Annotated in this window: 12 protein-coding genes; 7 read left to right on the top strand and 5 right to left on the bottom strand. The window is 64.8% G+C overall.

The window, feature by feature from the left end:
• Positions 1-207 precede the first annotated feature (207 nt).
• Complete coding sequence (locus KBY83_RS14625) at positions 208-564, top strand: hypothetical protein (protein WP_106632617.1); 357 nt, start codon at positions 208-210, stop codon at positions 562-564.
• A 59-nt stretch (positions 565-623) separates the two neighbouring features.
• A complete protein-coding gene (locus KBY83_RS14620) occupies positions 624-1,049 on the top strand; it encodes a hypothetical protein (RefSeq protein ID WP_255020305.1) in 426 nt (141 codons plus the stop codon).
• On the opposite strand, the gene KBY83_RS14615 is transcribed toward KBY83_RS14620, so the two are convergent.
• Positions 1,028-1,996 carry an aspartoacylase gene (locus tag KBY83_RS14615; protein ID WP_255020304.1) on the bottom strand — a complete coding sequence of 323 codons (969 nt, stop codon included), beginning with the start codon at positions 1,994-1,996 and terminating at the stop codon, positions 1,028-1,030. The genes KBY83_RS14620 and KBY83_RS14615 overlap by 22 nt on opposite strands.
• A 71-nt stretch (positions 1,997-2,067) precedes the next feature.
• Here KBY83_RS14615 and KBY83_RS14610 point away from each other — a divergent pair, with 71 nt between their 5' ends.
• From KBY83_RS14610 to KBY83_RS14595, 4 genes are all read left to right on the top strand, one after another.
• Complete coding sequence (locus KBY83_RS14610) at positions 2,068-3,021, top strand: glutathione S-transferase C-terminal domain-containing protein (protein WP_255020303.1); 954 nt, start codon at positions 2,068-2,070, stop codon at positions 3,019-3,021.
• Complete coding sequence (locus KBY83_RS14605; RefSeq protein WP_255020302.1) at positions 3,018-3,659, top strand: DUF2301 domain-containing membrane protein; 642 nt, start codon at positions 3,018-3,020, stop codon at positions 3,657-3,659. The genes KBY83_RS14610 and KBY83_RS14605 overlap by 4 nt, the downstream gene beginning before the upstream one ends.
• On the top strand, positions 3,656-5,545 hold the full coding sequence (locus KBY83_RS14600) for an ABC-F family ATP-binding cassette domain-containing protein (protein WP_255020301.1): 1,890 nt from the start codon (positions 3,656-3,658) through the stop codon (positions 5,543-5,545). The genes KBY83_RS14605 and KBY83_RS14600 overlap by 4 nt, the downstream gene beginning before the upstream one ends.
• Positions 5,546-5,749: 204 nt before the next feature.
• Positions 5,750-5,968, top strand: coding sequence for a CP12 domain-containing protein (locus KBY83_RS14595; protein ID WP_106632635.1), 219 nt, complete (start codon positions 5,750-5,752; stop codon positions 5,966-5,968).
• Positions 5,969-5,988: 20 nt separating this feature from the next.
• Here the strand turns inward: KBY83_RS14595 and obgE are convergent, their stop codons facing one another.
• On the bottom strand, positions 5,989-6,999 hold the full coding sequence (gene obgE / locus KBY83_RS14590) for a GTPase ObgE (protein ID WP_255020300.1): 1,011 nt from the start codon (positions 6,997-6,999) through the stop codon (positions 5,989-5,991).
• 38 nt (positions 7,000-7,037) lie between these two features.
• Between obgE and KBY83_RS14585 the strand changes: the two genes are divergently transcribed.
• A complete protein-coding gene (locus KBY83_RS14585) occupies positions 7,038-8,264 on the top strand; it encodes an ABC transporter ATP-binding protein (protein WP_255020299.1) in 1,227 nt (408 codons plus the stop codon).
• Here the strand turns inward: KBY83_RS14585 and KBY83_RS14580 are convergent.
• From KBY83_RS14580 to KBY83_RS14570, 3 genes are read right to left on the bottom strand one after another with little or no spacing between them, the layout of a single operon-like run.
• Complete coding sequence (locus KBY83_RS14580; protein WP_255020298.1) at positions 8,252-10,690, bottom strand: endonuclease MutS2; 2,439 nt, start codon at positions 10,688-10,690, stop codon at positions 8,252-8,254. The genes KBY83_RS14585 and KBY83_RS14580 overlap by 13 nt on opposite strands.
• A complete protein-coding gene (locus tag KBY83_RS14575) occupies positions 10,687-11,076 on the bottom strand; it encodes a VOC family protein (protein WP_255020297.1) in 390 nt (129 codons plus the stop codon). The genes KBY83_RS14580 and KBY83_RS14575 overlap by 4 nt, the downstream gene beginning before the upstream one ends.
• A 20-nt stretch (positions 11,077-11,096) precedes the next feature.
• On the bottom strand, positions 11,097-11,993 hold the full coding sequence (locus KBY83_RS14570; RefSeq protein WP_255020296.1) for a hypothetical protein: 897 nt from the start codon (positions 11,991-11,993) through the stop codon (positions 11,097-11,099).
• Between the last annotated feature and the right edge of the window lie 169 nt (positions 11,994-12,162).

Raw genomic sequence — 12,162 nt, 5'->3', positions numbered from 1 at the left:
CAGACGGAATCCCGTCGAGCGCAAAAACTTGCGTAACAGGACTGTAACGGAAGATTGCGGGATTAGTGAGAAGGCTGACCGGGAGGCGCCAAAGCCCTGCTGATGAATCCCATAAGTAACGCTTATGCCGGGGTGTGGCGGCGGCAATCCGTAGCCAGCGGGCCGGCCCACTGCTAAGCAGAGGACAGCTCAGGATGCGTCTCCGGCATGGCCCTGCTCGTTCGATTTAAAGCCCTGCCTCTACGGGCCAGCCTGGCCACAGCAACCGTGGCCGCAGCCTGCCTGTTCTCTGCTGGCTGTCAGCGCCAACCATCGGCAGAGCTGCAAAAGCTGCAGCAGCGCCAGGAGCAGTTGGAAGTAAAGATTCAGCAGCTAGAGCAAAAGCTCAACGCGGCGCCCGCCGCTAACGGCGCCGACCCAGCTGGCAAGCCCCCGGCTGGAGCGATCAAATCCCTGACGTACCGCAGCGGCACTTCAGATGATCGCCTGCGCGTTTATTGGGCTGATGGCAGCAAGAGCGACCTGCCCTGCACCAAGGAGCAGGCCACCTTGGTGTGTGGTTAAGTCGCCTTGACACTGACAGAGCCGCTGCGTTGAGCTGGATCTGTCACGTCGATAAACCCATGGGTTCACCTTTTGCTTCAGCAGCGACGTTGTTGAGTCCGCGACTGCTGGCGGGTGGCTTGTTGGTGGCCAGTTGCCTGGGCGCTGGCAGCCTTTCATTTGTGAATTCCGCGCCGGCCCGGGCCCAGACGGAGGCACCCGTTCCATTCAGCGCCGTGCGGGCCCTCAACTTGGCTCGCAACACCGCAGTGCAGAGCAACGGGGGCTTGGGGCTCTACCGACCAGACAAGTGCATGTTTGAAACGGCGGGCGCCGGCAACAAATGCCTGATCAGCTCAACCAGTGATGGCTATCTCTTTCGCTTCCTAGGCGGCGCGCCTGGCTGGCAGCAATTAAATCTGGCGGCTTCGGTGGAAACCGAAATCCGCATCTCCAGTGACGGGCGCACCGTCCTTGGCATCGATTACAACGGCGCCCCGCGTTGAGCCAACTGGGAGGCAATGTCTGTTAGAGCCAGCAACCAGTCAGGCCCAACCGGCCAACACTCCCTGCGAGTGAGGCTTAGGGCAATTCCCTTTTCGCCGTAGGCGGCCTCATTCACAAAGACGGGCCAAACGGACTCCCCCGCCAAATCCGGCGGTAGGGCCAGGCCAATTTCCTTGCCGCAGGGATCGACAAACACCGGATCTCCCGAACGCAAGGGACGCCAGTCGCGATGCTGTAACTCCGGATGCACGCAAGCGGCAGGTGAACCATCTGGATGGCGCGGCAAATCCAAGCTGCCCAGATGGCAATGCACCACCAGCTCAGCCGGCAGCCTCAGGCGGCCTCGCTGGGCTGCCGCCAACACGGCCAGGGCCGCCTCAACGCCGAGCTGGCTTTGACGGCAGATCGGAGCCTGGATAACCCCCTGGGGCACCGGACCCACCTCGATAACCAGGCCGCAGGGCCAGCGCTCAACCAAAAAACCCGTTTGGGAAGCATCGGCCTCGTGCAAGTAAATCGGCAGCCCCAGCTCCCCCTGCAAACCCGCTGCCAGAGCTAGATCGGCCGGCCTCCGGCCATAGAGCACCAAGGAGTTACCCATAGCGCTGGTGGTGCTGTGCAGGTCGAGCACCACCAGCGAAGGGGATTCAGCATCAGGGCCATGGCAAGCGAGCAGCTGGCGAGCGCGCTGCAGATCAGCTTCGTTTCTCGAGGAATCCGCCAGCAGCTCGGGAGCAAAGCAGCGATTTAAATCCCGCTCCACATAGCGCTGATTGGCTTTGTGGGCAGCTGGGTTGCCAAGCACCAACGCCACATCAAGGCCGTGGCGCTGCAGGGCCTCGGGCTGGCGGCGCCAGTGCTCCAGCAGCCAGGGGGCGTTGCGTTCATTGCCGTGGGTGCCGGCCACGACCAGCACCTGGGCCGGTTTGACGATTTGGCTGATCAAAAAGAAGAAGGCCAGAAATGGATTTCGGCCCCAGCCTGACGCAGATTCAGAGCTCTGCCGCCCCCGCAACCATGCCTCCCCCCGCCCCCTTGGTGCGCACGGCCCGCGCGGTCTGGCACTGGCAATGGCAACAGTTAATGGGTGGCCTGGGACCGGCTGATGCCGAGGGCAACTACCGCCGTCCCAGCGGAGCCTTCACGGCGCTGCCGCCCCTGCCCAGCGAAGCCGGCGCGGCTGATGGGCACGTGTTGATTGTGGGGCGCAGCTGCCCCTGGGCCCACCGGGCCTGGCTGGTGTGGAGCCTGCGCCAACTGGGCAGCAGCATCAACCTGGTGGTGGTGGACCCCGATCCAGCCGAGGGGCGCTGGCGCTTTGCCGAGCCCTTCGAAGGCTGCGCCAGCTTGATCGAGCTCTACCAGCAATCAGGCTCTGATCCGGGGCAGCGGGCCACGGTGCCGGCGCTTTATTCCCGCAGTGAGCGGCGGATCCTGGTTACGGAGAGCGCCAGGCTGATCGAGCTGCTCAACCGCTGGCCCGCTCCAGCAGGGCTCGATCTGGAGCCCCATAACCAGCAGGAAGCCACAAAGAAGTGGCGCACGCGGCTGCAGGGCGACGTCAACGACGGGGTGTACCGCTGTGGTTTCGCCCGCACCCAGGCTGCCTACGACCGGGCCGAGACGGCCTTGTTTGCAGCGCTCCTGGATGCCAATGGGGCCTTGGAGCAATCTCCCTGGCTAAGTGGAGCCCAACTGAGCCTGGCCGACATAGGGCTTTTCCCGACCCTGATCCGGCTGGAGCTGGTTTATGCGCCCCTATTTGGTTGCAGCCGCCTACCCCTTTGGCAGCTTCCAGCCCTATGGGACTGGCGCCGGCGCTTCTACAGCCTGCCCGGCGTGGCCGAGACCTGCTTCCCGGAGGCCTGGCGCAGCGATTACTTCGGCGCCCTCTTTCCCCTCCATCCCTCGGGAATCATCCCGGCCGGGCCGCCACTCGCCACACTGGTGCAAGGCCGTGCCCATCCATGACTGATCCGATATTTGAAGGGGTGTACGGCACCTACACGATTGACGCCACCGACCGGAGGGAGGTGCTCGGCTACCGCCTTGCCCTCACGGCGGTGGCCATTGGCCAAGCGGGCCTGCTAGTGCAGTGGCGGCAGCTGGGAGCCGACCAGCTCTGGCCCTGGATGCTGCTGATGGCTGCAGGGCTGGGACTAGCCCTGCGCTGGATTCACATTTACTTAGTGCCCTTGCACCGGGCCCTGCAGCTTTTCTGGCTACTGGGCTGCCTGGGGGGCCTGGCATTGGCGATCCGCAGCGGCCCCGGCGCCATGCTGCCGGCCCTGGCCAGCCAGCCCCTCTGGATCCTGGCCATTGGCCCCTTTTTCGCTGCCTTGGCGGGGGTTGGCTTCAAGGAATTTTTCTGCTTCAGGCGACCGGAGGCGATCGGCGTGACCCTGCTGCTGCCTATCGCCCTGCTGGGCCACCTCAGCGGCTTGCTGCCAGGAGCAATCACCACGGCCCTGCTGGCCCTGGAGAGCGGGCTTTTGCTGGTGCTGTGCCTGCGCAAGTTCCCCATGCCCGCCGCGGCTGATGTGGGCGACAAGAGCGTGTTTGCTTACCTCAAAGGCCAAGCTGGCACAGCTGAGGAGGCTGCACTTTGAGTTTGATCAGCCTGGTGGAAGCCAGTAAGGACTTCGGCATCCGCACCCTGTTTGAGGGCCTCACCCTGCACATCGGCGAGCGGGAGAGGCTCGGACTGATCGGTCCCAATGGGGCCGGCAAGAGCACCCTGTTGAAGGTGCTTGCGGGCAATGAGCCCCTCGGCAGCGGCCAGCGCCGCTGCGCCCCCCGCACCCGGGTGGTGCTCGTAGACCAGGAGCCCGAGCTAGACCCCGAGCACACCGTGCTGGAGCAGGTGTTTGCCGGTAGCGGCGAGAAGATGGCTTTGCTGCGGCAGCACACGGCCCTGAGTCAGGCCGTGGCTGATGGCCCCGACAACGCCATCGCCCTGGCCCAGCTCAGCGACCTGCATGGCCGCATGGATCAGCTCAATGCCTGGGGGCTGGAGCAGCAGTGCCGCGAGGTGCTGGAGCGGCTAGGCATCGCCGACATCGAACGCAAGGTGGGCGACCTCTCCGGCGGCTATCGCAAGCGGGTCGCCCTGGCTGCAGCCCTGGTGGCCGAGCCGGACGTGCTGCTACTGGATGAGCCCACCAACCACCTCGACGCCAACGGGGTGGAATGGCTGCAGAGCTATCTGGAGCGCTTCTCCGGCGCCCTGGTGCTGGTGACCCACGACCGCTACGTGCTCGATCGGGTCACCCGCCGGATCGTGGAGGTAGATCGGGGCCTGGCCCGCAGCTACGACGGCAACTACGCCACCTATCTCACCCATAAAGCTGAAGAGGAGGCATCTGAAGCGGCCTCAGCCGCCAAGTTCAAGGGCACGCTGCGGCGGGAACTGGCCTGGCTCAGGCAGGGTCCCAAAGCCCGCAGCACCAAGCAGAAGGCCCGTATCCAGCGAATTGAGGCGATGCGGGAGGCACCTCTGCGGCAGGGCCGCGGCCAGGTGAGCTTGGCCACCACCAGCAGGCGGCTCGGCAAGCGGGCCATCACCGCCGAGGACCTGGAGGTGAGTGTGGGCGAAGGACCTGAGACCAGGGCCCTGCTGCGCGCCTTCAGCTACGACTTCAGCCCGGAAGACCGGGTTGGCATCATTGGCCCAAACGGGGTGGGCAAGTCAAGCCTGCTTGAGGTGATCGCCGGCCGGCGCCAACCCAGCAGCGGCAGCCTGGAGCTGGGCTCGACCGTGAAGCTCGCCTACTTCGACCAGCACAGCGATGTGCTGCTCAAGCCCGACCAGAAGGTGCTGGAGGTGGTTCAAGCTGCCGCCAGTCGGGTGGCAGTGGACGGCGAGGAGCTGAGCGCCTCCCAGTTGCTGGAGCGCTTCCTGTTTCCACCAGCCCAACAGCACCAACCGGTGGCCAAGCTCTCCGGCGGCGAACGGCGGCGGCTCCATCTCTGCCGGCTGCTGATTGAGGCCCCCAACGTGCTGCTGCTCGACGAGCCCACCAACGACCTGGACGTACAGACCCTGAGCGTGCTCGAAGACTTCCTTGAAGACTTTCGCGGCTGCGTGGTGGTGGTCTCCCACGACCGCTACTTCCTCGATCGCACCGTGGATCGGCTGTTCTGCTTTGAGAATGGCGAGCTGCAGCGCTTTGAGGGCAACTACAGCGCCTACTTAGAAGCGAGCTCTACCCGCCAGGCCGCACCCAAGAACCCCAAGAATCCAGCCCCGGTAGCGCCCCAAGCCAGCAAGACCCAGACGCGGCGGCGGAGCTTTAAGGAGAGCCGGGAGCTGGGCGAATTGGAGGTAAACCTGCCGGCCTGGGAGCAGCAGCGCCGTGACCTGGAGCTGGCCCTGGCCAGTTCAGGCAGCGACTACGCCGCCCTTGAGGGACTCACCCAGGAGCTCGCCGCGTTAACTGAGCGCATCCATTGCGGCGAGGAGCGCTGGCTCGAACTCAGCGAGCTGGCGGGGTGAAACGGGGGCCGCAGCCAGGGCTGGCAGCAGCGCGGAGAACGCTGGGCGCACATTGTTGTCAATCCAACACATCACCAAAGCTCAGCTCCCGGCGCCATTGGCGGTGCTCAAAGAGTTAGCGGTGCAGCCTCGGGGCGTCGATCCAGAACAGGCGCCCGTAAGGTGATCGGCGACGAGCTCCGGTATCTAGTGACCGGTATCCGAATGAAAAGCATCGACGAGCACATCCAGAAAGACCAGAGCGAGATCGAGGCCGCCAAGGCTGCTGGCGACCTAGGCAAGGTCCGCCACTTGGAGGAAGAGCTCCAAGGTCTCAAGGAGTTCAAAGAGCACCATCCCGAGGACAGCCACGACCCAACCCCACTGGAAGTGTTCTGTGACCTGAACCCTTCTGCCCCCGAGTGCCGCGTCTACGACGACTGAACTGCCTAAGGCTTAATTGCCTAGGGTTGCATGATGCCGAGCTGCTGCCACACCGCGGCCAGCAGCTGAGGCAAATTTTTGGAGGCCGCAGCTGAAATAGCCAGAACGGGCAAGCCTCCAGCGGCCTGCACCTGCTGGCTCACCTTCTCTACCAGCTCTTCAAGGCTGGCTGGATCGAGCAATTCGATCTTGTTGAGCACCACTAGGCGGGGTCTCTGGTCGAGCCCATGGCCGTAGGCCGTGAGCTCCCCCTCAACCACGTTGAGGTCGGCGACCACATCCTCAGCGCTGGAATCGATCAGGTGGATCAGCAGCCTGGTGCGCTCGATGTGGCGTAGGAAGTCGTGCCCTAGCCCTGCCCCTTGGGCCGCTCCAGCGATCAAACCAGGAATATCGGCAAAGACGGTGCCGTCACCACTGGGACGGCGCACCACCCCCAGGTTGGGCACCAGGGTGGTGAAGGGGTAATCGGCGATCTTGGGCCGAGCTGCCGAAAGCACCGAAATCAAGGTGCTCTTGCCGGCATTGGGCAAACCGATGATGCCAACTTCAGCCAGCAGCTTGAGCTCCAGCTGCAGCAGCCACTCCTCTCCCTCCCGCCCCTCGGTGAACTTCTCCGGGGCCCGGTTGCGGTTGCTGAGGTAGTGGGCATTGCCCAGGCCGCCGCGGCCACCAAAGGCCACCAGTAGCTCCTCACCCGCATCGGTGAGATCACCTAGCAAAATTGAGGTGCGGGCATCGCGCACCACGGTGCCGCAGGGCACCTTGATCACCAGCTGGTTACCGCTGGCACCGGTGCAGCGGTTGGGGCCGCCCCGGCGACCATCGACCGCCAAAAACTGCCGCTTGTACTTGAAATCCAGCAGGGTCTGGAGGTTGGCGTCAGCCACCAGCAGCACGTCGGCACCACGGCCGCCATCGCCGCCGGAAGGGCCGCCGGCTGGCACATATTTTTCGCGGCGAAACGCCACGATTCCGTCGCCGCCTCGGCCGGCCTTGACCGTTACGCGGGCTTGATCGATGAATTGCATTGGAACAAACCTAGGATCGCGCCGTCTGAAGGCCCGTCTTGGCAGAGGTTCGCTTCCAGCAGGTCAGCAAGACCTACCCACCCCGGCGCGGTGGTGATCCGGTGCAGGTGCTGCGCCAGCTGGATCTACAGATTCAGGACGGCGAATTTTTGGTCTTGGTTGGACCCTCCGGCTGCGGTAAAAGCACCCTTCTGCGCCTACTGGCTGGCCTAGAGCAGCCCAGCCAGGGGGAGATCTACGTGGGCAATCGGCCCGTGAGCTCGCTGCGTCCAGCCCAGCGGGACGTGGCGATGGTTTTCCAAAGCTACGCGCTCTATCCCCATCTCACGGTGGCCGGCAACATCGGCTTCGGCCTGCGCCGCAGCCGCAACCGCACGGCCCTTGAGCAGCTTCAAGACAGCCTGCACCTGGCCACCAGGCGGCTGCCAGGGCCCTTGCGGCTGCGCTCACGGCGGGAGGAGCGCATCGCCCAGCGCATCGCCGAGGTAGCGGAAACCCTGGAGCTCGGCCAGCTACTCGATCGGCTGCCAAAGGAGCTTTCCGGTGGCCAGAAGCAGCGGGTTGCCCTGGGCCGGGCCATCGCCCGGGCGCCGGCGGTGTTTTTGATGGACGAACCGCTCAGCAACCTCGACGCCAAGCTGCGCACCGGCACCCGCACCCAAATCGTTGAGCTGCAACGACGCCTGGGCACCACCACCCTGTATGTGACCCACGACCAGGTGGAGGCCATGACCATGGGGCACCGGATCGCCGTGCTCAATGCCGGAAGGCTGCAGCAGCTCGGCACACCGATGGAGCTCTATCAGTGGCCCGCCAATTTGTTTGTAGCCCAGTTCATCGGCAGCCCGCCCATGAATCTGCTGCCGGTAACCGCCATAGGTGCGGGCCAGGTGCAACTGGGCAGCCGCAAGCTGGCGGTTGAGGGGCCCCTGGCCGAGATGCTGGCATCACGGGCAGGGGAGGAGCTCACTGGCGGACTGCGGCCCGAGCACTTCCAGCTAGCTCCCGCCACCAACCGCAACCTGCGGGCCGAGGTGAGCCATGGCGAAGCCCTGGGCAACGAACAACTACTCACCTGCCGACTGGAGGAGGGCGGTCACCTGGTGCAGGTGCGGGTCGGCCCTGAAACAATCCTGCCGCCGGGGGCCAGCCTGAACCTCGATATAGATCCCCGTGGCTGGCGGCTGTTTGATGCGAGCGGCGAGGCCCTGCCCCTGCCCCCTGAGCCCGCAAGCCTGGAGCCGACCCTGCCCTATTTCACGTAAATCACGCTGCAGCCAGCCCCGCCGTCGCCCTGCTCGGCATCACTCACCCGCTCCACGTAGGGCACGGTTGCCAACCAGGCCCGCAGGCCGCGCTTGAGCTTGCCCGTGCCGATGCCGTGGATCGCCCACACGGGACCATTGGCGGCGCGCAGCCGCTCCTCCAAGGCCGCCTCGGCCTCATGCACCCGCAGGCCGCGGACATCAACGGTGTTGCGCTCGGAGCGCACATCCGGGCCCCGGCCCCCCAGCCCCCTCTGACCCTTCACCTGCACGCGCACCTCAGGGGGTGAGGGTTTTTCGCCATGCAGCCCCTCGATGCCAGCCAGCTCCAGGGTCAGCCGCATCACCCCACAGCGCACCGTGAGTTCCCGTCCGTCATCGGTGATGGAAAGCACCTCACCAGCCTTGCCCAGCGATAACAGCCGCACCCGATCACCAACGGCGGGCATCCAGCCCCGGTGCTCGCGCCGCTCCGGGGTGGGGCGGTGCTGCTGCTCAAGCGATTTGAGCCGCTGGCCAGCCTGGCGGGCGGTTTCGCCTAGGGCGGCGCTACTAACCTCTGCCCCATCACGCCCCTGGCGCAGCCTCCTGATGATGCGCTTTACCTCGTTCTGTCCCTGACGAATCGAGAGCTCCAACTGCTGGCGCCGCTGTTCCTGTAGCTCGGCGCTCTGCTGAGTCTGCTGTTGCCAGCGCAGCAGCAACTCCTCGTGCAACAGCTCAGTGCGAGCCAGTAGGACGGCTGCCTCCTCGGCGGCTTCCTGCTGGCGTTGACGCTGATTTTCAAGGCCGGCGATCACCTGGTTCACCTCGCCCTCACCGAGGGGCTCCAGCTGGGCGGCGGCGAGCTCCAGCACCGGCTCCCCCAGCCCCAGCCGGCGGGCAATCGCCAGGGCGTTACTGCGGCCCGGGATACCCCACTGCAGCCGGTAAGTAGGCGAGAGGGTGTCCACATCGAAGGCCACCGAAGCGTTCTCGAAGCGTGGATCGGCGTATTTGAGCGCCTTGAGCTCACCGAAGTGGGTGGTAGCGATCGTGAGCCGGGCCCGATCGGCCAGGTGCTTGAGCAGGGCCGTGGCAAGGGCCGAACCTTCAAGGGGATCGGTGCCAGCCCCCACCTCATCGAGCAGCACCAGGGAGGCGCCGCCAGCAGCGCCAGACCCAGGAAGAGCTTCGAGGATGCGGGCGATGCGGCGGATGTGGCCGCTGAAGGTGGAGAGGTTTTGTTGCAGCGATTGCTCATCGCCGATGTCAGCCAGCACCTGGCTGCACCAGGGCAGCCGCGGTGTGCCGCTGCAGGGCAGGAATAGGCCCGCCCGAGCCATAAGAGCTGCCAAGCCGACGCTTTTGAGGGTCACGGTTTTGCCGCCGGTGTTGGGGCCCGTGATCGCCACCACCCGCAACTCCCCTGCCACCAGCAGGCTCACGGGCACCACCGCATGGCCTCCCTGACGCCGCTGCTGCCAAAGCAGCAGGGGGTGGCGCAGCTCACGCAGCTCGAAGGGCGCGCTGGGGTCGTCTGCCAGCTCCGGGCGTACCGCCCCCAACCATTGGCCGTAGCGCGCCCGAGCCACCCCCGCATCCAGGCGCACCAGCACCTGCTGGAGTGCGGCCAGAGCTTCAGCCTCCTCGCCCACCTGGGCGCTCAGGGCCGTCAGCACGGCCCGCTCCAGCTCCCGCTCGCGCCCCTCCAGGTCGCGTATGCGATTGCCCAGGGCAATCACCGCCTGGGGTTCGATAAACACCGTTTGTCCCGAAGCCGAGCTGTCGTGCACCAGCCCTGGCAACTGAGCGGCAGCGCCAGCCTTCACAGCCAGCACGGGACGGCCGTTGCGCTCCGAGATCACCGTGTCCTGGAGCATGGCGCCGCAGCGGCGCATCAGCTCCTGCAATCGATCACGCCGATCTGAACGGGCCCCAAGCAGCTGGCGCCGCAATCCCTCCAGGGGCGGACTGGCCCGATCTGCCACCCGGCCGCCCTCTTCAAGGCAGAAATGCAGCCGCTGCTCCAGCTCCGGCAGGGTGCGCAGCTCGGCCACCAGTGCCGTACAGACCGGCCGCAGCTGGGGATCGTCGATCTGGCGCCGCAGCCGGCGGGCCGCAGCCAGAGTGGTAGCCAAGGAAAGCAACTCCTCGCCCGGAGCAGTGCCGCCCTTGGCGCAGAGTGTCACCAGCGCCGCGATATCGGCAACTCCCTGAAAACTCAGACCCCCCTCCAGCAGCCCGTCGAGACCAAGCAGCTCGGTGGTTTCAGCGAGCAGGCTGCGGCTGGCAGCGAGGCAAGCGGGCAGGGCCAGCTCCAGGCAGGCACAGCGGCCTGGAGTTGTGCTGGCGAAGCTGGCCAGCTGCTCAGCGAGCCGCGGCCACTCGAGCAGCTCCAGGGCCTCCTGCTGAATTGGAGCCAATGGGGCAGTGACGTCGTTCACCCGGGCAGGTTGGAGGGGATGCCGCCAGGGGGTTCGTAGAGCATCTCGAGCCAGTTGCCTTCTGGGTCTTGGAGATAGAAGCTGGCAGTTCCGTCACGGTGGTCATGCACTGGGCCGCAGGAACAGCCGGCCGCCACAAGCTGGGCGTGCACCGCATCCACCTCGGAGCGGTCGCGGAAATGGAAAGCAAAATGGGGCCCGGCAGCCTTGTAACTAGGGCTGAGCAGGGCCAAGCCCGTGCCGGCCCCAGGCCACTGCAAATAGGCCCAATCGGGGGCATCCCAGCAGAGCTGCAGGCCCAGGGAGACATAGAAGGCCTTGGCCCGCTCCATGTCCTGCACCCGCAGTGCCACATGGCCAAGGTGATGAACAGCAGCAGGAGCCATGGCAACTGAACCGGGTGAGTTCATTGTGGGTTACAGAAACGGATCTTGAGGATCTGATCGAGCTTCACCACCAACATCAGCCAGGCGGTGCCGGCCAAGGTGAGGAGGGGATAGGCGAGCGTGGGTGCAGGAATTACGAAGGGCAGCAGGGCCAAACCGAAGGCAGGAGGACAACGAAGGCGAGCCAACCTGAGCAGCAACGCAGTAACCAAAACAGTCAAAAATGCGGCCAGCGGACTGCCCCCCAGAGCCAGCACAAATACAATTCCAGTAACCGCCGCTCCAGCAGTAACCACCAGGACGGCTAAGGAGCGGCCTTGCCAGGGACATTCATCAGCATGAGCCAACATCTCCCAGGCAATCACCAGCAAAGGGGGATACAAAACCAAGTGGGATCCCAGCAGCTGGACCATTACCAGAGCTCCCAGCAAGAAAACAGCCAAAGGCAGCAGCCAGGGAACCCTATGCAACCAGGACTGGGTGGCAATCAAAGTTGAGATAGTTGGCACCGAGGGGGAGACTTGAGCCCGAGCCGGCGGCGGAATCAATCTAGAGCGAAGCATGACGATTAGGGCCAGCCCACCTGTGCCCACCAGAATCGCCAGCGGGTACAAAAAACTCGTAATTCCCAACACCAAGGGCAATACCCCGGCCGAAATTGCCGGAATAACCGGCGAGCGTAGAAGCCGGATCACAAGCAAGCAGATCGCCAGATCCAATATCAGCGCGGTGGGGCCGTAGGGCAGGGTGCGGGTGACCAGCACTCCAGGCGCAGCAGTTAATACGGGCGTGAGAGCCAGGAGTTTTGGGGAACGGGCCCAGCTGCTGAGCGGATCGGCAAGCACAACAGAGGCGAGCGCCCCCAGCTCTGGAAACAACAGATAACTGATACCACTAGCCCTGGCCAGCGCAGTCATCAAAGCGATGTAAGTAGCTGTAGCCAGACAAGGCCAAATCCAAACGTGATTACCCAGCTCACTCCGCACAGGGCGAACTGGTCGCATAGACTGGTACGCATATACCAGTTAGCCCATGTCGCGCAGTGCCGTCCAGTTTCAGAAAGGCCTCTCGCTGCCTGAGTTCCAA

This window comes from Cyanobium sp. WKJ7-Wakatipu, from assembly GCF_024345355.1.
GTDB lineage: Bacteria > Cyanobacteriota > Cyanobacteriia > PCC-6307 > Cyanobiaceae > Cyanobium_A > Cyanobium_A usitatum.
This window is presented reverse-complemented; position numbering and strand designations above follow the sequence as displayed.